The following is a 22,356-nucleotide window of genomic DNA, read 5'->3' on the forward strand; positions in this document are numbered from 1 at the left end:
CTCCATTTCGCTTCCATTGCCGATCATGTTCGATACCGCATTCGCCCAACGCCTGACCGAAGCCCTTGGCCCAGAGGTGGTTGCCACCGCGCCCGATGACGTGGCGCCCTGGCTGTCCGATTGGCGCGGCCTGTACAAGGGCCACGCGCAGGCCGTGGTGCGGCCGCGCACGACCGAACAGGTAGCGCAGGCGCTGGCCCTGTGCCAGCAGTCGGGCGTGCCCGTCGTGCCGCGCGGCGGCAACACCGGCCTGTGCGGCGGCGCGGCGCCGGGCAACAGTCCCGCCAACGTGGTGATCAGCCTGGATCGCATGGACAAGATCCGCTCGATCGACACCATCGCCAACACCATGGTGGCCGAAGCGGGCTGCATCCTGGGCAACCTGCGCCGCGCCGCCGAGGAAAACGACCGCCTGTTCCCGCTGTCGCTGGCGGCCGAGGATTCGTGCCAGATCGGCGGCAACCTGGCCACCAACGCCGGCGGCGTCAACGTGGTGCGCTATGGCATGACGCGCGAACTGGTGCTGGGCGTGGAAGCGGTGCTGCCCAGCGGCGAGGTCTTTCACGGCCTGCGCACCTTGCGCAAGGACAACACCGGCTACGACCTCAAGCAGCTGCTGATTGGATCGGAGGGCACGCTCGGCATCATCACGGCCGCCGCGCTGCGTCTGTCGCCGCGCGCCGATTCGCGCGCCGTGGTGCTGGCCGCCGTGGAATCGTCGCAACAGGCGCTGGAACTGTATGCGCTGCTGTTCGCCCGCTGCGGCGCGCGGCTGCAGGCTTACGAGTTCTTCACCGGCGCCTGCCTGGACCTGGTGCTGACCCACGCCGAAAACGTCCAGGCGCCGTTCGCCGAGCGCCATCCGGCCTATGTGCTGCTGGAAATTGCCGATACGGCGCCCGAGGACGTGCTGAACGCGCTACTGGAATCGGTCATTGGCGATGCGCTGGAACAGGGCCTGTGCCGGGATGCGGCCGTGTCCGCGTCGCTGGCCCAGCTGCAGGGCCTGTGGCGCCTGCGCGAGGAAATCTCCGAGGCGCAGCGCGCCGACGGCCTGCACCTGAAGCACGACGTATCGCTGCCGATCGAAAGCATCCCGGCCTTCATGGCATCGATGGAAGCCCGCCTGCTGGCGCGGTACCCGGGCATCCGGCCGTTTATCTTTGGGCATTTCGGGGACGGCAACCTGCACTACAACCTGTCGCGCCCGCTTGGCGCGGACCCGAAATGGGCGCTCGGCGACGGCAAGGCCGTCAGCGACGAGGTGATGGAGGAAGTGGCCCGCTACAACGGCAGCATCAGCGCCGAGCACGGCATCGGCCAGCTCAAACGCGACGCCTTCCTGGCCCTGAAAGATCCGCTGGAACTGCGGCTGATGCGCGCCATCAAGCAGATGTTCGACCCCAGCGGCATCATGAATCCGGGCAAGCTGTTGTAAGGGCGTCCGGTGGACGTTCTTTCAGGCGCTTTGCCGCCTTGCACAATCGCTATACTGGGAGCCTTTTTCTGCATACCGCAACCAAACGGTTCCCAAATTGGCTGATCAAGACCTGAGCAAGCTGAAAATCGACCGCAGTGCCATGGCGCCCGCGCCACGCCGGCGCCGCCGCTGGGTGCGCTACGCGATCATCGTGGCGATCCTGCTGGTGGTGATTGGCGTGGGAGCCCGGCTGGCGGGCCCGCAGCCTGTGGAAACCACCACGATCACGGCGGCCTACCCTTCCCAGAACTACACGCTGCTGAACGCCACGGGTTACGTCGTGCCCCAGCGCAAGGCCGCCGTGGCCTCCAAGGCGCAGGGCCGGCTGGAATGGCTGGGCGTGCTGGAAGGCTCGCGCGTCAAGAAAGACGAGATCATCGCCCGCGTGGAAAGCCGCGACGTGGCGGCTTCGGCCGCCCAGGCGCGCGCGCAGGTGCAGGTGGCCGAAGCCAACCTGCAGTTGCAGCAGGCCGAACTGCGCGATGCCGAGGTCAACCTGAAGCGGTCGGAGATGCTGCTGGAGCCGAAGGCCATCTCGAAGCAGCAGTACGACGCCGACCTGGCCCGCTACAACAAGGCGCGCGCGTCGATCAGCAATGCCCAGGCATCGATCACGTCGGCCAGGGCCAACGCCCGTGCGGCCGAGGTCTCGGTCGAGCAGACCGTGATCCGCGCCCCGTTCGACGGGGTGGTGCTGATCAAGCACGCCAACGTCGGCGACAACATCACGCCGTTCTCGGCCGCCGCCGACACCAAGGGCGCGATCGTGACCATCGCGGACATGGACACGCTCGAAGTGGAAGCCGACGTCGCGGAATCGAACATCGCAAAGATCACGGTGGAGCAGCCCTGCGAGATCCTGCTCGATGCGCTGCCGAACCTGCGCATGGCCGGGCGCGTATCGCGCATCGTGCCGACCGTGGACCGGTCCAAGGCCACCGTGCTGGTCAAGATCCGCTTTGTTGACCGCGACCAGCGCGTGCTGCCCGACATGAGCGCCAAGATCGCCTTTCTGTCCAGGCCAGTGCCGCCCGAAGACAGCAAGCCGCTGACCGCCGTGCAGCCATCGGCCGTGGTGGAGCGTGACGGCAAGGCCGTGGTGTTCGTGGTGGCCGACGGCAAGGTCAGGCAGGTGCCGGTGACCCGGGGCGCCAAGATTGGCGAACTGCAGGCCGTCCAGGGCGTGAAGGCCGGCGAGACCGTGGTGCTGGCACCGGCCGACAAGCTGACGGACGGCGCCCGCGTCACCGTCACCAGGAAGTAGGCCATGGCCACGTCGCTCGACCCTTCCGCCCCGGCCACCGCCGGCGCCCCGCTGGTTTCGATCCGCCACCTGGCCAAGTCGTACCAGCGTGGCGCGCAGACCGTGCCGGTGCTGTCGGACATCTCGCTGGACATCGCGGCCGGCGACTTTATCGCGCTGATGGGCCCGTCCGGTTCCGGCAAGAGCACGTTGCTGAACCTGATTGCCGGCATCGACCGGCCCGACAGCGGCGAACTGCTGGTGGGCGGTGTCGATATTTCGGAGCTGCCCGAGGCCTCGCTGGCCGACTGGCGCGCCGCGCACGTGGGTTTCATCTTCCAGTTCTACAACCTCATGCCGGTGCTGACCGCGTTCGAGAATGTGGAGCTGCCGCTGATGCTGACGCGGCTGGGCCGCGCCGAGCGGCGCGAGCGTGTGGAAATGGTGCTGCGCATGGTCGGCCTGGCCGACCGCATGGACCACTATCCCACCGAACTGTCTGGCGGGCAGCAGCAGCGCGTGGCCATTGCCCGGGCGCTGATTACCGATCCGACGCTGATCGTGGCCGACGAGCCCACGGGCGACCTGGATCGTAGTTCGGCCACGGATATCCTGGCCATGCTGCAGCGGCTCAACAGCGACCTGGGCAAGACCATCATCATGGTCACGCACGACGCCCATGCGGCCGAGGCCGCCAGGTCGCTGGTCCATCTGGAAAAAGGCGAACTGCTCCAGAGCGAGCGGCGCGCCTGAGGCATCGGTCCATGTTCCTGCCCAAGCTGATCGCCCGCAACGCCATGCGCCACAAGCTGCGCACGGCGCTGACCGTGCTGGGCCTGGTGATCGCGGTGCTGGCCTACGGCCTGTTGCAGACCGTGGTCGATGCCTGGTATGCCGGCGCGTCGGCGGCTTCCAACGCACGACTGGTGACCCGCAACGCCATCTCGCTGACGTTTGCGCTGCCCCTCAACTACGAGTACCGGATCAAGGGCGTCGAGGGCGTGACCCAGGTGGCGCGCTCGAACTGGTTCGGCGGCGTCTACCGCGACCCCAAGAACTTCTTTGCCCAGTTCGCCGTCTCGGACAACTACCTGGACCTGTACCCCGAGTTCATCGTCCCGCCCGCACAGCGCGCCGACTACCAGCGCGACCGCCGCGGGGCCCTGGTGGGCCGGCAGCTGGCCGACCTGTACGGCTTCAAGATTGGCGACGTCATCCCGATCAAGGGCACGATCTACGCCGGCACGTGGGATTTCGTCGTGCGCGGCATCATGGACGGCCGCGACGACAGCACGATCACGCGCCAGATGGTGTTCCACTGGGACTACCTGAACGAAACCGTGCGCAAGAAGAATCCCAGGCAGGCCGACCAGGTGGGCGTCTTTATCCTGGGCGTCGATAACCCGGACAACGCCGCCGCGATCTCGCGCAACGTCGACAACGTGTTCCGGAATTCGCTGGCCGAGACGCTGACCGAGACCGAGCAGGCCTTCCAGCTTGGCTTTGTGGCGATGTCGAACCAGATCATCGCGGCGATCCGCGTGGTGTCCTATGTGGTGATCGTCATCGTGATGGCCGTGATGGCCAATGCCATGGCCATGAGCGCCCGCGAGCGCATCACCGAGTACGCCACGCTGAAGGCGCTGGGCTTCGGGCCGGGCTTTCTGTCACTGCTGGTTTTTGGCGAATCGATGATCATCAGCGCGTTTGGCGGGGCGCTGGGCATGGTATTGACGCCGCCCGCGGCCCGCTTCTTCAAGCAGGCGGTGGGCGGGGTGTTCCCGGTGTTCACCGTGTCGCACGAGACCATGGCGATGCAGGCCGGCTGTGCGCTGGTGGTAGGCGTAGCCGCCGCCATCGTGCCGGCGGTGCAGGCAGCCCGGGTGCGCATCGTCGAGGGCCTGCGGGCCATCGGCTGACGGGATCGCGCGCCGATGGTCATCCCGCTCCATTACATCGCCCGCAATGTCTGGGCCCGGCGCCTGACCACGGCGCTGACGGCGGGCGGCCTGGCGCTGGTGGTCTTTGTGTTCGCGACGATGCTGATGCTCGATGCCGGGCTGAAGCAGACGCTGGTGACCACGGGCGAGCGCGACAACGTGGTGGTGATCCGCAAGGGCGCCGAGACCGAGATCCAGAGCGCGATCACGCGCGACCAGGCCGCCGCCCTGGAGATGTATCCGTCCATCGCCATGACGCCCGAAGGCCGCCCGATGGCCTCGCGCGAAGCCGTGGTGCTGATTTCGCTGACCAAGACCGGCTACACCACGCCGTCGAACGTGGTGATCCGGGGCGTATCCCCGCTGGGCGTGCCGCTGCGGCCCCAGGTGCGGCTGACCGAGGGGCGCGTATTCAAGCCGGGGTCGTCGGAGATCATCGTCGGCAGCAGCATCGCCAAGGGCTACGGCAACGTGCGCATTGGCGATCACCTGCGCTTTGCCCAGCGCGACTGGACCGTGGTGGGCCATTTCGATGCCGGCGGCAGCGGTTTCGATTCCGAGATCTGGGGCGATGTGGACCAGCTCATGCAGTCGTTCCGCCGCGCCAGCTATTCGTCGATGGTGCTGCGGCTGGCCAACACCGACGCCTTCGACAAGTTCCGCGCCGACATCGACGTCGACCCGCGCCTGGCCAACGAGGCCAAGCGCGAGCAGCAGTTCTACAGCGACCAGTCCAAGGCGCTGTCGGCGTTCATCAATATCCTGGGGATCACGCTGACGACCATCTTTTCGGTGGCGGCCATGATCGGCGCCATGATCACGATGTACGCATCGGTGGCCAACCGCGTGGGCGAGATCGGCACGCTGCGCGCGCTGGGCTTCCAGCGCGCCAACGTGCTGATGGCCTTCCTGATCGAGGCGGTGCTGCTGGGGCTGGTGGGCGGCATCGCCGGCCTGCTCTGCGCGTCGCTGATGCAGTTCGCATCGTTTTCCACCACCAACTTCCAGACCTTTGCCGACCTGTCGTTCCGCTTTGTGCTGACGCCGGCCATCATCGTCAAGACGCTGCTGTTCTCGATGGCGATGGGCCTGATTGGCGGATTCCTGCCGGCGCTGCGGGCGTCGCGGCTCAATATCGTGGACGCGCTGCGGGCCCGGTAAGCCGCGCTGCCTACCAGCCCCCCTTCCGAAGCGATTCAGGGCGGCGCCTCGCCGTGCCGCCTGGGGGCCTGACGCTCGCGCGATTCCGGTTTGGCGCGCAGGGACCCGAAGCGGTTGGCATAGAGCCACGTGAATTCCGCCCCCAGCAGGAAGATTTGCGCGGAGTAGTACACCCAGACCAGCACCACCACCAGCGACCCGGCCGCGCCGTAGCCGGTGGCCACGCCCGTCTTGCCGATATACAGGCCGATCAGCAGCTTGCCCACCGTGAACAGCACCGACGTGACCACGGCACCCAGCCAGACATCGGGCCATTTCACGGCCGCGTGCGGCATGATCTTGTAGATCATCGCGAATACCACGGTCACCAGCACAAAGCTCAGACTCATGTCGAGCAGATGCCCCAGCAGCTCGCCCTCGCCCAGCATCGGCGTCCAGTACCGGCCGATGGCCGCCAGCGCCGCGCTGGCCACCAGCGAGACGATCAGCAGAAAGCCGATGCCCAGGATCATGCCGAACGACAGCACCCGCGCGCGCAGCAGTTCCCAGATGCCGGAAGGCTTCTTGCGCTCGGGCACGCGCCAGATACGGTCCAGGGCATCCTGCAGTTCGGCAAAGACCGTGGTGGCGCCGACGAACAGCGTGACGGTACTCAGCACCGCCGTGAGCGATCCCTTGGCGGGCGAACTGAGCGAGATCAGCATGCTTTCGATGGCCTTGGCGCCCTCCACGCCCACCAGGCCGCCAATCTGCTCGACCACCGCGCCGCGCGCCGCCTCGTCGCCATACACCAGCCCGGCAATGGCAATCACGATCAGCAGCAGCGGCGCCACGGAAAAAACCGTGTAGTACGCGAGCGCCGCGCCCATGCTGGGCGCATAGTCGTCCAGCCATGCCGAGACGGTATCGCGCAGCAATCGCGCAAAGCTCCGGACCGATCGTCTTTCCGCCACCTTCTGCTGCATCGTCAGGACTCCCATGCGGCTCCTGACTGAAGCCTAGAGGCTGGGCGGCAGGCCAGGTATCGGTCGGGGTCTGACAGGAACCGGCGCCAGCGGCCTACCCCATCACCTCCTCGCAGACCTGCAGCCACGCCCGGGCAGCGTGGGACAGGTAGCGTCCCGGCGACCAGATATGGGCCAGGGCCCAGTCCATTGTGGGTTCGGTCAGGCGGGCCACGGCGAGTTTGTCGCGGGTCTCCAGCCGCTTGAGCAGCGGCTCGGGCAGGAAGGTCGTGCCCAGGCCGGCGGCGGCCATCGATGCCAGGAAGTCCCAGTGGCCGCTTTGCGCCACCACTTGCGGCTCGATGCGGGCTTCCAGAAACGCCTGCCGCAACTTGCGCGTCAGCGAGAAGTCGTCGGTCAGCATCACCAGCGGCTCGTCGCGCAGCGCCTCCAGCGTCACCGTACGGCTGCTGGCCCAGGCAGCGCGATGCGGGCCGACGGCCCAGATGGGATATTTTGCGAACTGGCGCGTCTCCAGCGCCAGGCCGGTATCGCCGGGCAGCACCGTGGCGCCCACTTCAAGTTCACCATTCGCCACTTGTTGTTCGACGACCTGGCCCCCGTGCTCGGACAGGGTCAGTTGCAGGTTGGGATATCGCTTGCGAAACGCACTGACGGCTGGCGAGAAGAACAGGTTGACCATCGGCGGGATGCCCACGGTCAGCTGACCGCGCCCCAGCGATGACAGATCCGCCACTTCGAGCGTGAGCCGATGCACCACCCCCAGCGCCTCCTGGCCCCGGTCGTACACCACCCGGCCCACGTCGGTCAGCCGCACCGACTTGCCCTCCCGAATCAGCAGCGGCTGGCCGACCTCGTCCTCCAGTTGCTTGACCATCTTGCTGATGGTCGATTGCGTGACGTAGAGCGACGATGCCGCCTGGGTGAAGCTTTTCAGGCGCGCGGTCTCCACGAAATAACGCAGCGCGCGGATGTCGATGGGCATGTCAGGCCTTTCATGAATATTCCGACTGAAGGCGCGAATTTTAAATCATGGATGGAATCTTTGCCGGCCGACTACACTGCCCGTCCTACGCCCCCAATTGCCGGACCCCCGGTGCATCCCCATCATGGCTAGCTGGCCGCATGCCCGACAGTGGCTGTTTTCGCTGAAGGCATTCGCTGCCGCGATGCTGGCGCTCTACATCGCCCTGTCGTTCGGCCTGCCGCGCCCGTACTGGGCCATGGCCACGGTCTATTTCGTGTCGAACCCGCTCACGGGCGCCACGCGCTCCAAGGCCGCCTATCGCGTGGCCGGCACGATGCTTGGCGCGATGGCGGCCGTGATCACCGTACCGCAACTGGTGAGCATGCCGATCGTGCTGATGGGCGCCATCGCGCTGTGGATCATGGTGCTGGTCTACCTGTCGCTGCTGCAGCGTACGCCGCGCAGCTATGTGTTCCTGCTGGCGGCCTATACCTTGCCGATCGTCGCGCTGCCCGCCGTCATGCAGCCGGCCGACATCTTCGATATCGCCGTGGCGCGGATCGAGGAGATCGTGATCGGCATCGTTTGCGCGAGCCTGGTCGGCGCCATCGTGTTTCCTGCCAAGGTGGCGCCCGCGCTGCGCGAACGGGCGCGCATCTGGCTGGACGATGCGGCGGCCTGGGCCAGCGATATCGTTGCCGCCAACCCGCGCGCCGCCGCCAGCAGGCACCGCCTGGCGGCCGATATGCTGGCGCTGGACCAGCTGATCGTCCATTTGTCGTTCGATATCGAGAGCCGGCAGGCCGTGGATCACGCACGCGCGCTGCGTGGCCGCATGTCGCGGCTGATGCCAGTATTGTCCAGCCTGGAAAGCGTGCTGCAGGCGCTGCGCGAAACGCCGGATGCCCGGGCGCCCCGCCTGCCGCGCGCGGCGCTGGAACAGGCGGCCGCCCTGCTGCAAACCCGCCACGCGGTGTTGATGGGCGTCTGCGCCGACCTGCGGCAGCGCATCGTAGACCGGCCAGACACGCCGCCGGGCCATCCATCGCGCGCCAGCACGGCTGGCGGAGACGCCGGGCGCGGACCCGAACCCGAACCCGAAGGCGACACGCTCCACCACGACCACGCCATGCTGGTCTTCGGCGCGGTATCGGCCGGGCTGGCCGTGTTCTGCGCCGGCCTGCTGTGGATCTTCTCCGGCTGGGAAGATGGCGGCGGGCCGGTGGCGGTGTCTGCCATCGCCTGCTGCTTTTTCGCCACCATCGACGAGCCGCGCCCCGTGGCGCGATCGTTCATCCGCTGGGCCGCGATTTGCCTGCTGATCTCGTCGTTCTACCTGTTCATGGTGGTGCCGCATGCGCAGACGTTCGAGACCCTGGCCGGCATGCTGTCGGTGCCGTACCTGGGCATTGGGCTGCTGATCCAGCGCCCCGGCTTCAACCTGATCGCCATGCTGCTGTCGGTCAATACCGCGTCATTTGCCAACGTGCAGGCCGTCTATGACGCCAACTTCATCGGCCTGTTCAATACCAGCCTGGCAAATGCCGGCGCGATGCTGTTCGCGCCGCTGTGGGCCATGCTCGCGCGGCCGTTCGGCGCGCACGTGGCGGCGCAGCGGCTGATCCGCGCAAGCTGGCAGGATCTGGCGCGGGCGGCCACCTGGCGAGGCGCCGACGCCCACACCCGCGTGGGTGCGCGGATGCTGGACCGCCTGGGGCAACTGATGCCACGGCTCGGCGCGGGCGGTGGCCGCCTGGCTTCGGATGGCTTTACCGAACTGCAGATCGGCTACTGCACGGTGACGCTGCAGCGCGCGCTGCCGTCGCTGCCCGGCGCGGCCCGCAAGCCGGTGCGTCGCGTGCTGGGTATCGTGGCGCGGCATTTCCGGGCGCAGATCCGGTCCGGCCACGGCGTTGCAGTGCCAAATACCCTGCATCCGTGGATCGAAGCGTCGCTCGGGCCGCTGGCCGCGCTGCAGGATCGCGCCCTGGCCGCCGACGTTCAGTGCGCGCTCGTGGTGCTTGGCGTCACGTTGCGCACACATGAAAAAACCGACTGACAATTGATTTTTTAAATCATCACAGGAATGCACTGGGCGACCTACACTTCGTCCCGTGCCGCACCACTCCGGTGCGACATCGCTCACAAGGCGTTCCGGACGGCGCGTCCTCCCCACCCCCGCCGACGCACCGTCCCCCAATCAGTTGAAGACAAGAGATGCACAACAACACAATCAAATCCCTGCTTGCCACCACGATGCTCTGCGCCTGCACGCTGGCTGCCGCGCAATCGGGCCACGGCATGCAAGACCGCGGCGTCGATGCCGACCGCTACGGCTACACGATGCACAACGGCCCTCGCGACGTCTTTACCGAAGGCGCCAATGTCCTGGAAAAGCGCGATGTCTACAGCCAGGGCGCCTATGGCACGCGCAAGCCCGACCCGTACACCGACGGCGCCCGCACCGTCGCCGGACGCGACCGCACCGGCGTGTCGGCGCCGCCGGCCCACAACGCCTGATCGGCCTGCGACCTGCTTCTTTTCTGCTTTGTTCTCAGCGAGATGAGACTTTGTACCGCGTCCTTCGGGACGCGGTTTTTTTTAGGTTCAGCGGAACCTGAACAGGCCTTCCCAGAACGATTCGAACGCGCTGGCGGGCTTGTGCGCGCGGGCCGTATCGGCCGCCGGCTGCGGGGCGGCCTCGGTGGCGTCGGTGGCGTCGGGCTCGACCGCCGCCTTGCGCGACTCGTGCAGGGCCCAGACGCTGTCGGCGATGCGGCCGGCGAGGTCCGGCTCGCAGTCCCGGCCCAGCAACACGCCAAACAGCACGTCGCGGCCGTGGCCGTCGTCGGCAAAGCGCATGGCGATGGCGACCATCTTCTCGTAGTGTTCCTGCGCGACGCGCCGCGCGGCTTCCTGGGCTTCCTGCTCCTGGGCCGCTTGCTCGGCGTGCTCGGCCTCCCAGCGGCGCATTTCCCGTTCGAAGACCTCGTCGTAGACCTGCCGCTGCTCGGCATCGGACAAGATCGAATAGGCGTCGCGAATCTGCTGGAACGCGGCATGGGCCTCCGCCTCGCGACCCGGATTGCGGTCCGGATGCCACTTCATGGCGGCGCGGCGATAGGCGCGCTTGATCTCTTCGAGGGTGGCGTCGGACTCGACGCCAAGCGTCGCGTAGAGCGTAGTCATGGGGATGGGCGGGTATGGCGGCAACGGCAAACGCGGTCATGCTAGCACGGCGTCGGGACGCCAATTTCCGCCAGCTTTGGCCTGCGCCGAATCATCCACTTTCCGGCGCCGGCTGCATCTTGGTTTTACGAAACTGAAGAAATTGCGACCGCCCAGCGCGGGGCGAAGGCAGGGCAGCCTGCCCCGTCCCGCCACCGAGGCGTTAGAGCACGCTTACGTCCGCCGTATTCGCCGCAACCTCCAGCACCTTGGTGCTTGCCGTCGCCGGCGACGGTGCCGTGCCCCCCGAAAGCCGCTGCATCACGTGGAATGTGCAAGTGAGCTTGTCGGGCGTCAGGGTCACGACTGCGTACCCCTCCGCGTTGGTGTTCACATGCCGTAGCCACGGGTTGAACGTGCGCAGCGTGCTGTCCAGGGTGTCGGTCACCGTGCCGCCCACATTGCTGTAGATCAAATCGCGCAGGGCCGCGAACGCCTGGTCGTTATCGACGAGCTTGCGCACGGAACTGAGCAACGTGTTGCTCGACAGCCCGGCAGTGACCAGATCCACCATGACGGGCGCAGGGCTGGCGGCGTCGTAGTCGTCCATCACCTGGCCGGCAAAGAACGCGTGGATGTCGCCGCTCAGCGTCACGACGTTGCGCACGTTGTGGGTCTTCAGGAACGCCATCAGGTTCTTGCGCTCGGCGTTGAAGCCGTCCCACTGGTCGGCATTGAAAATCATCTTGCCCAGCAGCGAAACGGGCGGCAGGCGCGATTCGACGAATGGCTTGACGTTCGCATCGAAGGTGGCCGTGTTGATGCCGGCCTGCGACAGGACGTTGCGCAACGCCGTATAGGCCAGGCCCGCATAGGTGCCAGCCGTTCGCGCCGCCGCGAGATCGCTGGCCAGCGCCGTGGCCAGCGCGTTTTCGACCGAGGCCAGCGCGCCGTTGGACGATACGAGCGCCCGTGCGATCAGGGTCGATATGGCTTGTGTGATATCCACCTGCATCCGCAGCATCGCCAGCTCGTTGCCCCAGAGCTTCCAGGTGGTGTTGGCGCCGCCAACACGGTCCTGCCACCAGGCGCGCTGCGTGTCACCCAGCATCGACACGGGTGTCAGCGCCCCACCAGCGGCCGAGATCTTGGCGGCTTCGGCCGCGGCCAGCTTGTCGGCCGCCACCAGGTACCGGCTGCCGACCGCGCTGCCCACCGATTCCTCGGTAATGACATGGTCCGCACGGTACAGGCGTTCGTCCGTCATCATCAGCGTGGCCAGATTGCCAAACGTGAACGAGCGGTAGATCTGGATGTCCTGGAACGACGGATTGGCCGGATCGAAGCTGACATCGGCCGGCATGTATTCGAACCAGGCCTGGTTGGCGGCACGCCGGCGCGCGGTACGCGGCGTGAGGTCGTCATCGGCGGCGTAGGTCTGGCGGTCCTGCCAGCAGTTGTCGGAAAATTCGTGGTCATCCCAGATCGCGATCATCGGCGCCGCCGCGTGCAGTGCCTGCAGCCGGGCATCGTTCCGATAGCTGCGGTACAGGTAGCGATAGTCGTCGAGCGTGGTGGCATAGACACTGCCATCGGGCAGGACCGTGCCGTTGGGTAACTTCAGCGCGGTGTGCCGGTCCTCGACGTTGCCGGCGCGCGAGCCGTCGGGCACCGCTTCGTAGACGTAGTCGCCCACGTGGACGATGAAGTCCAGATCCTGCTGCGCCAACTCTTCCATGCCGGCCCAGTGGTTGACGTTCCAGTCCTGGCAGCTCACGAAGGCAAAGTGCAGCTGCGCCAGCGCGGTGCCGGCCGGCGCCGCCGTGCGGGTGCGGCCAACGGTGCTGGCCCGGTTGCCGAGCAGGAAGCGGTAGTAGTACCGCGTACCGGCCGTCAGCCCCGTGACCTTGTTGCGGATCGTATAGTCCCATTCGGGGCGTGCCATCAGGGGCTGGTTCACAAGCAGGCTCTGCGGCGGAAAATCCGCCTGCGTGGACACCTGCAGCCGCACCACCACAGGCCGTTTGCCGTTGCTGCCCTCGACGCGTGTCCACACGATCACGCTGTCCGGTCGCGGATCGCCCGAGGCCACGCCGTGGACGAAATTGAAGTTTTCGGGATTGCCGGTATCGGGCGGTTGTTCGTCCCCGCCTCCGCCACCGCCGCAGGCGGCAAGCCCACCAGCGGCAACGGAAACGGTAAGAAAACCTCCCAGCTTGAGAAAATGACGACGGTCCATGACTGGTTCCTGTATGAGGGGACACGGACAGCCAGGGACGGGATGCCACGCAAGTCGCATCGGGGCTGTCTCGCGTGGCAGGTCGCATCTGGATACTAGTGCGGGGGCGTGCGATGCGCCGTCAGCAAATCGCGGACAACCGTATCGGTGAAAAGATGACTTGGGGCACGCATGGCCCAGGTAAGCCGATGCTTAAGTCCGGCCCCGGCGGGCGCCCGACGCGTGCGCGCCGGGCCAGGGCATCTCTCGGGGGCCAACGATTGGCCTGGCGCCCGGCGTTTCAGCGCGCCTGCCCCACCCATTCACCGATGGCATCGAGCAGCAGCCGCGAGCCGTGTTCGCGCGAGCCCGCATCGTCATAGCCGTCCAGGAATGCGCCATGCTCGGTCAGGGTCAGTTGCGTGCCCTGCCCCACGGCTTTCAGCTCGAATACGGCCAGCGACACCGAGATCTTGCGGTCGCCCATGTGCATCTCGTAGCTGTACACCAGCCGCTCGTTCGGAATCACGTCGAAATAGACCGCGTCGAACGTCGACACCAGGCCGTTTTCCCATTTGCCCTGCAGATGCTCGCGGCCGCCGGGCCGCACGTCCATGGCACGCGACACGGTCTGGTAGCCCGGCCCGCCGCGGAACCACTGGGCCTTGGCCGCCGGGTCGCTGAGCGCGCGGAACAGGAGCGCCGGCGGGGCATCGAACGTGCGCGAAATCGAGAAGGTGCCGTGCGCCACAGAGCGCGCTGGCGCTTCGGCGACGATACGGGCCACTTCCTGCTCCAGACGGTCCAGCGTCTGCTTCCAGCCGGCCTCGGCGCCACGGGTGAAGTCGCCGGCCGACGGATCGAGCAAGGTGTAGTCCTGCGTCACGCTCATCTCGGTGCCGCCGCAGACGGTTTCGAAGCCGACTGTCGTCAGGGCATTGAACAGCGGCTTGCCATCGACGGTGACCACGGTCATGTCGATCACCAGCCGCGCGTGCGGCATGACCTCGACAAAGTGGCCCCGGATCCAGTGCTCGAATTCGCCGCCCTGCGAGCGCATGCACAGGTCGAACTTGCCGCCCGGATGAAACTCGACCTCGCAGGCGGGCACGGTGAAGCCTTGTGGGCAGAACCAGTGCTTCAGGTGATCGGCCGTGCTCCAGGCCTTGAAAACAAGGTCGCGCGGGGCGTTGAAGGCGCGCGATACGGTCAGCCGGTGCTGGGCGTGCTGCGGCGTATCAGTCTTCGTTGCGGTTGCGGTCGCGGGTGCCATCGGATGCTGCCTCCTTTTTCATGGTTTCCAGGTATTCGCCCAGGCGGTCGAAATGGCCTTCCCATTCGGCGCGGCGGGCGCTGATCCACTGCTCTGCCTCGCTCAGCGCATTGGGCGCCATGCGGCAGGTGCGTACCCGACCGACCTTCTCGGTACTGACGAGCCCGGCCTGTTCCAGCACCGACAGGTGCTGCATCACCGCCGGCAACGACATCGCCAGCGGCTTGGCCAGGTCCGAGACCGACAGCGGTCCGCGCGCCAGTTGCACAAGCATCGTGCGCCGCGTGGTGTCGGCCAGGGCCTGGAACGTGGCGTCGAGAGGATCGGAATAGTTAAGCATGTCCTTTAGTATAGAGACTTGCGATAGTTAAGCAAGGACTTTAGTGATCGATCTTACGTGGTGTGTTGGTGCGCGCGCGGCCGGTCATGGCGCCCCCCCTTGACCGCTCCTGCTGCAGGGGTGCGGGAAAGGGCGTATTCTCGTGAACTTGTCTTTCGGGCGTCGTAGGCGTAGTGTTCCGCATCGCCTGGCGCGCCGAAGTGCCGGAGCCGCCCCTCCAGATCAGTTTTGACGGATGAACCAGAAATCCCCTAAATACCCGGATGAACCGCCCTTGCCGTCCACCTGGGATGCCCGCCTTGCCCGCCATCTGGTGCGGCCCCTCAAGAACACCCGTGTCTCCCCGAACCACCTGACCACGCTGCGGCTGCTGATCGGCGTCGCCGGCATCGCCTGCATTGCGCAGGGCGGCTACGCGTGGAGCAACTGGGGCGCGCTGCTTGTCGTCATTTCCAACTTCGTCGATCACACCGACGGTGAGTTGGCCCGCATTAGCGGCAAATCGAGCAAGATCGGTCACTTTTACGACCTGGCCAGCGATGCGCTGATCACGGTGCTGCTGTTTGTCAGCTTTGGCATGGCCGTGGCCAATACGACCGCGCCCGGCGGCACGTCCGAGGTTTTCGGGCCGGTGCTGCGCGGCACGATCGCCGGCCTTGCCGTGGCGCTGATCTTCTTCCTGCGCATGCGTATAGAATCGCGGGTTGGCAAAAGTGGTACCAAACAGGCATCGGCGGGCGGATTCGAGACCGAAGACGTGCTGTACCTGCTGCCGCTGGTGACGCTGACGGACGGTATCGGTCCCTTCCTGACCGCCGCCTCGATCGGCGCCCCGCTTTTTGCCCTGTTGGTCATCATCGATTACTGGCGAGTCATGCGGCGCCCCCAGCCAGTCGCAACCTCCACCGAACACTGAGGCAGCCCATGCCAGAGCAAGTTACCGGCGACATCGCCATCGCCCCGCAGTTGGCGCGCGAAGCCGAACCCGTGGCCGGACGTCCGGCCACGCGCCGCCCGGACGCCGCCGTGGCCGGCGTGGTGTCGCAACTGGACACCCCCGCCCTGCGCCAGGACTTCGAAGGCCAGGGCGCGTTCCTGTACCTGGACAAGTTCCTGGGGCCGGACGAGACCGCCCAGCTGGTGACGCTGGCCCGCGCGCTGCAGTCCGACCTGAACCGCAACTACCTGCCCGGCCACAAGCAGGGCGGCAGCGTCAGCCGCCACACGATCGACGAAAAGGCCCCGTTCATTGCGGAGCTGTATCGTTCGAAGGCGCTGATCGGCTGGCTGGAAGCCGTGACCGGCGACAAGCTCCAGGTCTGCCCGGAAACCGATCCGCACGCCTACGCGCTCTATTACTACACGCGCCAGGGCGACCACATCGGCTGGCACTACGACACGTCCTATTACGACGGCCGCCGCTACACGCTGCTGATCGGCGTGCTGGACGAATCGACCTGCCGGCTCGACTACGAACTCCACACGCGCAACCCCGACATCGCGGACGAACCGGGTTCGGTGCAGATTCCGCCGGGCGGCATCGTGCTGTTCGACGGCGACAAGCTGCGCCACCGCATCACGCCGGCCGGCCCGAACGAGATCCGCGTGTCGCTGACCTTCGAATATGTGACCGATCCGGGCATGCGCCCGTGGCTGCGCTTCATCTCGAACATGAAGGACGCCGTGGCGTACTTCGGGTTCCGCCAGGTGTTCCGGCGCCTGCTGGGCGGGAAGTCAGCGAGGTAATTGGCAGCGTGAATCGTGCAGCTTTCATTTTTCTGTCGGTAGGCGCGGCGCTGTTCGTGGGGCTGCTGGCCTGGCAGGGCTTTGGCGCGGTGACCACCACGCTGATGTCGGCCGGCTGGGGCCTGGCCGTGGTGGCCGCGTTCCATCTGGTGCCGCTGGCGCTCGATGCCGGCGCCATTGCCGTGCTGATGGACCGCAAGACCCGCCACGGGTCGTTCTGCAGCGCGCTCAAGGCGCGCTGGACCGGCGAATCGGTCAACAGCCTGCTGCCGGCCGGCCAGATCGGCGGGCCGGTGCTGATGGTGCGCTACCTGTCGCAGCGCGGCGCGCGCATGCGCGACGCGGCGGCCGCCATCACCGTCAGCACCACCACCCAGGCGCTGTCGCAGATGCTGTTCGCGCTGCTGGGCATTGCCGTGTTCGGCGCCAACGGCGACATGTCCGAGTACCGTACCCCGATCATCGCCGTGACCGTGGTGCTGGGCGCCTGCGTGCTGGCGTTCTGCGTGCTGCAGCGGCGCGGGATGTTCGGCCGCATGATGCGCATCGGGCAGAAACTGTTCGGCAAGCGCGCCGATGCGACGGAAGCCGCAGCCAACGACGGCAGCGACGCCAGGCCGGGCCGCTGGGCCGGGCTGGCCCTGCGTGCCGACGCCGTGGACAGTGCGATTCGGGAACTGTATCGCGACCGCAAGAAGGTTGCGGCCAGCTTCGGGCTTAACCTGCTGGGCTGGATCGCCGGCACCGGCGAGGTCTGGCTGATTCTTCATTTCCTGGGACATCCGGTGGACTGGCACGAGGCGTTGCTGCTCGAAAGCGTGGGCCAGGCCATCCGGGGTGCCGCGTTTGCCATTCCGGGCTCGCTCGGTGCGCAGGAAGGCGGATACCTGCTGCTGGCACCGCTGGTGGGCCTGCCGCCCGACGCCGCGCTAGCGCTGTCGCTGGCCAAGCGCGTGCGCGAGCTGGTGCTCGGCATTCCCGGACTGGTGTATCTGCATTTCAGCGAACGGAAGTTCCAGCGCCGTCGCGCCGCGCACGCCCTGGCGGCTGACCGGGGCTAGCGCGGCCACATTCATTTCTCATGAGAACAACGTGATGCGAGCAATCATTCTTGCCGCGGGCCTTGGCCTGCGACTTCAGCAACAGCCGGGCAAGCAGTTCCCGAAATGCCTGTTGCGCTTTGACGGGCTCACGCTGCTCGAACGTCACCTGCGCCTGCTCGATGCGGCCGGCGTGACCGAAGTGGTGCTGGCGCTCGGCTTCGAGCCGGACCAGGTCAAGGAAGAGCTGGCCCGTATCGGCCGCGACCTCGAAATCGTGATCAACACGCGCTACGACCTGGGCAGCGTGCTGACCGTGCATACCGTGGCCGACGCCATGACGCGCGGCGGCGATGTGCTGCTGATGGACGCCGACGTGCTCTACGACGAGCGCATCATGGCCAAGCTGGTGGCCGGCGACACCGTGAACCGCCTGCTGATCGACCGCGACTTCGAAGCCGGCGACGAGCCCGTGAAGCTGTGCCTGAAGGACGGCGTGCCCGTGGAACTGCGCAAGCAGCTCATGGCCGACCTGCAGTACGACACCATTGGCGAGTCGGTGGGCTTCTTCCGCTTCAAGGAAGACTGCGCACGCCGCCTGGCCGAGATCGTCAAGGGATACGTCGACTCGGGCCGCGCCAACATGCCGCACGAGGAAGCCGTGCGCGACCTGCTGCTGGAACAGTCCCACGTATTCGACACTGCCGACGTGACCGGCGCCCCGTGGATCGAAATCGATTTTCCCGGCGACGTCTCGCGCGCAGCCGTGGAAGTCCTGCCCCAACTTCTGCCTGTAGGAATCGCCCAATGAACGCCATCGACCCGAACCTGCTCGCCAACTCCGGTACTTCGGTGCCCCTGTCGCGCGCCGCGCGACTGCGCCAGATGCTGCTCTCGAACGAGCTCGAATTCATCATGGAAGCCCATAACGGCCTGTCCGCACGGATCGTGCGCGAGGCCGGCTTCAAGGGCATCTGGGCGTCCGGCCTGGCCATTTCGGCCCAGTTCGGCGTGCGCGACAACAACGAGGCCAGCTGGACCCAGGTGGTGGACAACCTGGAGTTCATGGCCGACGCCAGCGACCTGCCCATCCTGCTGGATGGCGACACCGGCTACGGCAACTTCAACAACGTGCGCCGCCTGGTACGCAAGCTGGAGCAGCGCGGCATTGCCGGGGTCTGCATCGAGGACAAGATCTTCCCGAAGACCAACAGCTTCATCGGCGGCGAGCAGCAGCCGCTGGCCGATATCGACGAGTTCTGCGGCAAGATCAAGGCCGGCAAGGATTCGCAGGCCGACGACAACTTCTCGATCGTGGCCCGCGTGGAAGCCCTGATCGCCGGCTGGGGCATGGAAGAGGCGCTGCGCCGTGCCGAGGCCTACCGCCAGGCTGGTGCGGACGCCATCCTGATCCACAGCAAGCTGTCGAAGGCCGACGAGATCGTGACGTTCGCCCGCGAATGGGGCAACCGCGCCCCGCTGGTGATCGTGCCGACCAAGTACTACAGCACGCCGACCGACGTGTTCCGCAAGGCTGGCATCAGCCTGATCATCTGGGCCAACCACCTGATCCGCGTGGCCGCATCGGGCATGCAGGCCGTGGCGAAGGACATCTACGAGAACCAGACGCTGGTCAATGTGGAAGACCGCATCGCCACCGTCAACGAGATCTTCCGCCTGCAGGATGCCGACGAATACTCGGCCGCCGAGAAGATCTACCTGACCGGCGGCCAGGCGCCGGGCTCGGCCGTGGTGCTGGCCGCAGGCCGGGGCAAGGGCCTCGAGGCGCTGACCGAGGACAAGCCCAAGGTCATGCTGCCGGTGGCCGGCAAGCCGCTGCTGCGCTGGCTGGTGGACGGCTTCAAGAACCAGGGCATCAACGACATCACGGTGGTGGGCGGCTACAAGGCCGAGGCCATCGACGCGGCCGGCATCAACCTGGTGCGCAACGACCGCTATGCCGAAACCGGCGAGCTGGCGTCACTGGCGGCCGCCGCCGACACGCTGCAGAACGACACCGTGATCGCCTATGGCGACCTGCTGTTCCGCAGCTATATCCTGCGCGACCTGGTGGACACCGATGCGCCGTTCAGCGTGGTGATCGATTCGTCGGAATCGGCGCCGTCCAACCAGAGCGTGCGTGACTTTGCCTGGTGCTCGGCATCGGACGACCGCGACCTGTTCGGCCAGAAGGTGCTGCTCAAGAAGATCTCGGATGACGTGCCGGCCGGCGACGCCCCGCACGGCCGCTGGATCGGCCTGATGAACGTGCGTGGCGAAGGCCGCGCGCGCCTGCAGACGCTGCTGGGCGAACTGCGCCAGCGCCCGGACTTCGACAAGCTCGACCTGCCCGACCTGCTCAACGCGCTGGTCGCCGCCGGCGAACAGGTGGAGGTCAAGTACGTGCACGGCCACTGGCGTGGCGTGAACGACCTGGAAGACTTCCGCCGCGCCGGCGATTTCGCGCACGGCCAGACGCCGTTCGCGGTGGGCAACGGCGAGGCCGCTCAATGATCGAGGCGGCCCAGTTCGTGGAAGCCGCGCGCGAGCGCGGCTTCGAGTGGTATGCGGGCGTGCCCTGCTCGTACCTGACGCCGTTCATCAACTACGTGGTGCAGGACCCGTCGCTGCACTACGTGTCGGCCGCCAACGAAGGCGACGCCGTGGCGTTCATCGCCGGGGTGACGCAGGGGGCGCGCGATGGCGTGCGCGGCATCACGATGATGCAGAATTCGGGCCTCGGCAACGCGGTGAGCCCGCTTACGTCGCTGACCTGGACGTTCCGCCTGCCGCAGCTGCTGATCGTCACGTGGCGCGGCCAGCCCGGCGGCGCGGCGGACGAACCGCAGCACGCGCTGATGGGTCCGGTGACGCCGCAGATGCTCGACACGATGGACATCCCGTGGGAACTGTTCCCCACCGAGCCGCAGGCCGTAGGCCCGGCACTGGATCGGGCCATCGCCCATATGGACGCCACGGGCCGCCCGTACGCGCTGATCATGCAGAAGGGCAGCGTCGCGCCCTACCCGCTCAAGTCGCAGAAGGGCCCCATCGCACGTGACAGGGCGCTGCCGGAAGTGTCCCGCACCGGCGCGGCCACGCTGCCGAGCCGCACGGACGCGCTGCGGCGCGTGATTGCCCATACGCCGGTCGATTCGACCGTGGTACTGGCATCGACCGGCTTTTGCGGCCGCGAGCTTTACGCGCTGGACGACCGGCCGAACCAGCTCTACATGGTGGGATCGATGGGCTGCCTGACGCCGTTCGCGCTCGGCCTGGCCCTCGCACGCCCTGACCTGAAGGTGGTGGCGGTCGATGGCGACGGCGCCGCGCTGATGCGCATGGGCGTGTTTGCCACGCTGGGCGCCTATGGCCCGGCCAACCTCACGCACGTGCTGCTGGACAACAATGCCCACGATTCCACGGGCGGACAGGCCACGGTGTCGCACAACGTGTCGTTTGCCGGTGTAGCGGCGGCGTGTGGCTACGCGTCAGCCATCGAGGGCGATAACCTGGCCATGCTGGACGCCGTGCTGGCCCGTGCGGCCACGGCCACGGCGGGCCCGAACTTTGTGTGCCTGCAGACCCGCCCCGGCTCGCCGGACGACCTGCCGCGCCCGTCGGTGACGCCCGTGCAGGTGTCCACGCGCCTGGGCCGCCAGATTGGCGCCGACCAGGGCAACGCCAGCCACGCCTGATCCCACGCCTGACTCCAACCCGCTTGAGAGAACACATGCTGCTTCTGAATCCCGGCCCGGTAACGCTGTCCGAACGTGTCCGCAAGAGCCTGCTGCAAACAGACCTGTGCCACCGTGAAAGCGAGTTCTTCGACCTGCAGGACGAAGCGCGCCAACGGCTGCTGGACATCTACGGGCTCGACCCCGCCGCCTGGACGGCGGTGCTGATGACCGGTTCCGGCACGGCGGCGCTGGAAAGCATGATCGCCGGGCTGGTTCCGGCGCAAGGCAAGCTGCTGATCGTGCAGAACGGCGTCTATGGCGAGCGCATCGCGCAGATCGCCACGCAGTACCAGATCCCGCACACGGTGGTGAAGCACGAGTGGATGGAAGCCCCGGACCTGGCCCGCATCGACGCGGCGCTGGCGGCTGACAAGGCCATCACCCACCTGGCCGTGATCCATCATGAGACCACCACGGGCCGCCTGAACGACCTGCCGGCCATCGACGCGCTGTGTCAGGCGCGCGGCGTGCGCCTGCTGGCCGATACGGTCAGCAGCTTCGGCGCCGAGGCGATCGACTTCAGCGGCAATATCGACGCCGTGGCGGCCACCGCCAACAAGTGCCTGCACGGCGTGCCCGGCGCGGCGTTCGTGATCGTGCGTCGCGCGGCGCTGGCCCATGCGGTAAGCCGCACCTACTACCTCGATATCGCCCGGTACGCGAAGCAGCAGGACCAGCGCAACACGCCGTTCACGCCGTCCGTCCATGCGTTCTATGCGCTGGTCGAGGCGCTGCGCGAGCACAGCGACGAAGGCGGCTGGCAAGCGCGCCACCAACGCTATGCCGCGCTGGCCGAGGAAGTGCGCAGCGGGCTGGCGGCGCTGGGCATCGAGGCCTTGTGGCCGGCAGCGCAATCGTCGGTGGTGCTGCGCGCGTACAAGCTGCCGCAAGGCGTCACGTACGAGCAACTGCACGACGGCCTCAAGGCGCGCGGCTTCGTCATCTATGCCGGCCAGGGCGGCCTGTCTTCGCAACTGTTCCGGATCTCGACCATGGGCGCGCTGAAGGCGGCCGACATGCACCGGCTGATCGCCGGCTTCCGCGAACTGCTGCATCGTTGAGGGTCGACGGGCGA

At 66.9% G+C, this 22,356-nt stretch carries 20 protein-coding genes; 14 read left to right on the forward strand and 6 right to left on the reverse strand.

Features of this window, described 5'->3' with window-relative positions; translation table 11 throughout:
* Positions 1-25 precede the first annotated feature (25 nt).
* From D9X30_RS14375 to D9X30_RS14395, 5 genes are all read left to right on the forward strand, one after another.
* Positions 26-1,438 carry an FAD-binding oxidoreductase gene (locus D9X30_RS14375; protein WP_153950150.1) on the forward strand — a complete coding sequence of 471 codons (1,413 nt, stop codon included), beginning with the start codon at positions 26-28 and terminating at the stop codon, positions 1,436-1,438.
* Between the two features lie 97 nt (positions 1,439-1,535).
* A complete protein-coding gene (locus tag D9X30_RS14380; protein WP_153950149.1) occupies positions 1,536-2,744 on the forward strand; it encodes an efflux RND transporter periplasmic adaptor subunit in 1,209 nt (402 codons plus the stop codon).
* Positions 2,745-2,747: 3 nt separating this feature from the next.
* Positions 2,748-3,476: an ABC transporter ATP-binding protein gene (locus D9X30_RS14385; protein ID WP_153950148.1), complete on the forward strand. Its 729-nt coding sequence runs from the start codon at positions 2,748-2,750 to the stop codon at positions 3,474-3,476.
* An 11-nt stretch (positions 3,477-3,487) separates the two neighbouring features.
* A complete protein-coding gene (locus D9X30_RS14390) occupies positions 3,488-4,642 on the forward strand; it encodes an ABC transporter permease (protein ID WP_153950147.1) in 1,155 nt (384 codons plus the stop codon).
* A gap of 15 nt (positions 4,643-4,657) precedes the next feature.
* Positions 4,658-5,824, forward strand: coding sequence for an ABC transporter permease (locus D9X30_RS14395; RefSeq protein WP_153950146.1), 1,167 nt, complete (start codon positions 4,658-4,660; stop codon positions 5,822-5,824).
* 35 nt (positions 5,825-5,859) lie between these two features.
* Here D9X30_RS14395 and D9X30_RS14400 read toward each other — a convergent pair whose 3' ends face one another.
* Both D9X30_RS14400 and D9X30_RS14405 read right to left on the reverse strand, forming a co-directional pair.
* On the reverse strand, positions 5,860-6,804 hold the full coding sequence (locus D9X30_RS14400) for a YihY/virulence factor BrkB family protein (protein ID WP_228771119.1): 945 nt from the start codon (positions 6,802-6,804) through the stop codon (positions 5,860-5,862).
* Between the two features lie 79 nt (positions 6,805-6,883).
* Positions 6,884-7,774, reverse strand: a complete 891-nt coding sequence (locus tag D9X30_RS14405; RefSeq protein WP_153950145.1) for a LysR family transcriptional regulator — start codon at positions 7,772-7,774, stop codon at positions 6,884-6,886.
* 124 nt (positions 7,775-7,898) lie between these two features.
* Between D9X30_RS14405 and D9X30_RS14410 the strand changes: the two genes are divergently transcribed.
* Positions 7,899-9,815 (forward strand): FUSC family protein, encoded by a 1,917-nt coding sequence (locus tag D9X30_RS14410; protein WP_153950144.1) that lies wholly within the window; start codon positions 7,899-7,901, stop codon positions 9,813-9,815.
* Positions 9,816-9,973: 158 nt separating this feature from the next.
* Positions 9,974-10,276, forward strand: a complete 303-nt coding sequence (locus D9X30_RS14415) for a hypothetical protein (protein WP_153950143.1) — start codon at positions 9,974-9,976, stop codon at positions 10,274-10,276.
* A gap of 87 nt (positions 10,277-10,363) precedes the next feature.
* Here the strand turns inward: D9X30_RS14415 and D9X30_RS14420 are convergent, their stop codons facing one another.
* From D9X30_RS14420 to D9X30_RS14435, 4 genes are all read right to left on the reverse strand, one after another.
* Positions 10,364-10,945, reverse strand: coding sequence for a J domain-containing protein (locus D9X30_RS14420; RefSeq protein WP_153950142.1), 582 nt, complete (start codon positions 10,943-10,945; stop codon positions 10,364-10,366).
* A gap of 202 nt (positions 10,946-11,147) precedes the next feature.
* Positions 11,148-13,163 (reverse strand): alkaline phosphatase D family protein, encoded by a 2,016-nt coding sequence (locus tag D9X30_RS14425; protein WP_153950141.1) that lies wholly within the window; start codon positions 13,161-13,163, stop codon positions 11,148-11,150.
* Positions 13,164-13,443: 280 nt separating this feature from the next.
* Positions 13,444-14,415 carry an SRPBCC family protein gene (locus D9X30_RS14430; RefSeq protein WP_153950140.1) on the reverse strand — a complete coding sequence of 324 codons (972 nt, stop codon included), beginning with the start codon at positions 14,413-14,415 and terminating at the stop codon, positions 13,444-13,446.
* Positions 14,381-14,755 carry an ArsR/SmtB family transcription factor gene (locus D9X30_RS14435; RefSeq protein WP_092595571.1) on the reverse strand — a complete coding sequence of 125 codons (375 nt, stop codon included), beginning with the start codon at positions 14,753-14,755 and terminating at the stop codon, positions 14,381-14,383. The genes D9X30_RS14430 and D9X30_RS14435 overlap by 35 nt, the downstream gene beginning before the upstream one ends.
* A 235-nt stretch (positions 14,756-14,990) precedes the next feature.
* Between D9X30_RS14435 and D9X30_RS14440 the strand changes: the two genes are divergently transcribed.
* Genes D9X30_RS14440 through D9X30_RS14470 form a run of 7 tightly spaced genes read left to right on the forward strand, consistent with a single transcriptional unit; the run spans position 14,991 to position 22,342 of the window.
* Positions 14,991-15,671, forward strand: coding sequence for a CDP-alcohol phosphatidyltransferase family protein (locus tag D9X30_RS14440; protein WP_153950139.1), 681 nt, complete (start codon positions 14,991-14,993; stop codon positions 15,669-15,671).
* A gap of 8 nt (positions 15,672-15,679) precedes the next feature.
* Positions 15,680-16,501 (forward strand): HalD/BesD family halogenase, encoded by an 822-nt coding sequence (locus D9X30_RS14445; RefSeq protein WP_153950138.1) that lies wholly within the window; start codon positions 15,680-15,682, stop codon positions 16,499-16,501.
* Positions 16,502-16,509: 8 nt separating this feature from the next.
* The gene (locus tag D9X30_RS14450; protein WP_249640969.1) at positions 16,510-17,562 is read left to right on the forward strand and encodes a lysylphosphatidylglycerol synthase domain-containing protein; all 1,053 of its coding nucleotides are present in this window, start codon (positions 16,510-16,512) and stop codon (positions 17,560-17,562) included.
* A gap of 34 nt (positions 17,563-17,596) precedes the next feature.
* A complete protein-coding gene (locus tag D9X30_RS14455; RefSeq protein ID WP_153950137.1) occupies positions 17,597-18,352 on the forward strand; it encodes a phosphocholine cytidylyltransferase family protein in 756 nt (251 codons plus the stop codon).
* Positions 18,349-20,055, forward strand: coding sequence for a phosphoenolpyruvate mutase (gene aepX / locus D9X30_RS14460; RefSeq protein WP_153950136.1), 1,707 nt, complete (start codon positions 18,349-18,351; stop codon positions 20,053-20,055). Before D9X30_RS14455 ends, aepX begins: the two co-directional genes overlap by 4 nt.
* Positions 20,052-21,239, forward strand: a complete 1,188-nt coding sequence (aepY, locus tag D9X30_RS14465) for a phosphonopyruvate decarboxylase (protein ID WP_153950135.1) — start codon at positions 20,052-20,054, stop codon at positions 21,237-21,239. Before aepX ends, aepY begins: the two co-directional genes overlap by 4 nt.
* 35 nt (positions 21,240-21,274) lie before the next feature.
* On the forward strand, positions 21,275-22,342 hold the full coding sequence (locus tag D9X30_RS14470) for a 2-aminoethylphosphonate aminotransferase (protein ID WP_153950134.1): 1,068 nt from the start codon (positions 21,275-21,277) through the stop codon (positions 22,340-22,342).
* Positions 22,343-22,356 lie beyond the last annotated feature (14 nt).

This window comes from Cupriavidus sp. U2, from assembly GCF_009663685.2.
Lineage (GTDB): Bacteria > Pseudomonadota > Gammaproteobacteria > Burkholderiales > Burkholderiaceae > Cupriavidus > Cupriavidus necator_C.

What these genes read in the sequence shown, in the direction of transcription:
- D9X30_RS14375 (WP_153950150.1), top strand. Translation starts at nt 26, where the DNA reads ATGTTCGATACCGCATTCGCCCAACGCCTGACCGAAGCCCTTGGCCCA.
- D9X30_RS14385 (WP_153950148.1), top strand. Translation starts at nt 2,748, where the DNA reads ATGGCCACGTCGCTCGACCCTTCCGCCCCGGCCACCGCCGGCGCCCCG.
- D9X30_RS14390 (WP_153950147.1), top strand. Translation starts at nt 3,488, where the DNA reads ATGTTCCTGCCCAAGCTGATCGCCCGCAACGCCATGCGCCACAAGCTG.
- D9X30_RS14395 (WP_153950146.1), top strand. Translation starts at nt 4,658, where the DNA reads ATGGTCATCCCGCTCCATTACATCGCCCGCAATGTCTGGGCCCGGCGC.
- D9X30_RS14400 (WP_228771119.1), bottom strand. Translation starts at nt 6,804, where the DNA reads ATGGGAGTCCTGACGATGCAGCAGAAGGTGGCGGAAAGACGATCGGTC.
- D9X30_RS14405 (WP_153950145.1), bottom strand. Translation starts at nt 7,774, where the DNA reads ATGCCCATCGACATCCGCGCGCTGCGTTATTTCGTGGAGACCGCGCGC.
- D9X30_RS14410 (WP_153950144.1), top strand. Translation starts at nt 7,899, where the DNA reads ATGGCTAGCTGGCCGCATGCCCGACAGTGGCTGTTTTCGCTGAAGGCA.
- D9X30_RS14415 (WP_153950143.1), top strand. Translation starts at nt 9,974, where the DNA reads ATGCACAACAACACAATCAAATCCCTGCTTGCCACCACGATGCTCTGC.
- D9X30_RS14420 (WP_153950142.1), bottom strand. Translation starts at nt 10,945, where the DNA reads ATGACTACGCTCTACGCGACGCTTGGCGTCGAGTCCGACGCCACCCTC.
- D9X30_RS14425 (WP_153950141.1), bottom strand. Translation starts at nt 13,163, where the DNA reads ATGGACCGTCGTCATTTTCTCAAGCTGGGAGGTTTTCTTACCGTTTCC.
- D9X30_RS14430 (WP_153950140.1), bottom strand. Translation starts at nt 14,415, where the DNA reads ATGGCACCCGCGACCGCAACCGCAACGAAGACTGATACGCCGCAGCAC.
- D9X30_RS14435 (WP_092595571.1), bottom strand. Translation starts at nt 14,755, where the DNA reads ATGCTTAACTATTCCGATCCTCTCGACGCCACGTTCCAGGCCCTGGCC.
- D9X30_RS14440 (WP_153950139.1), top strand. Translation starts at nt 14,991, where the DNA reads ATGAACCAGAAATCCCCTAAATACCCGGATGAACCGCCCTTGCCGTCC.
- D9X30_RS14445 (WP_153950138.1), top strand. Translation starts at nt 15,680, where the DNA reads ATGCCAGAGCAAGTTACCGGCGACATCGCCATCGCCCCGCAGTTGGCG.
- D9X30_RS14455 (WP_153950137.1), top strand. Translation starts at nt 17,597, where the DNA reads ATGCGAGCAATCATTCTTGCCGCGGGCCTTGGCCTGCGACTTCAGCAA.
- aepX (WP_153950136.1), top strand. Translation starts at nt 18,349, where the DNA reads ATGAACGCCATCGACCCGAACCTGCTCGCCAACTCCGGTACTTCGGTG.
- aepY (WP_153950135.1), top strand. Translation starts at nt 20,052, where the DNA reads ATGATCGAGGCGGCCCAGTTCGTGGAAGCCGCGCGCGAGCGCGGCTTC.
- D9X30_RS14470 (WP_153950134.1), top strand. Translation starts at nt 21,275, where the DNA reads ATGCTGCTTCTGAATCCCGGCCCGGTAACGCTGTCCGAACGTGTCCGC.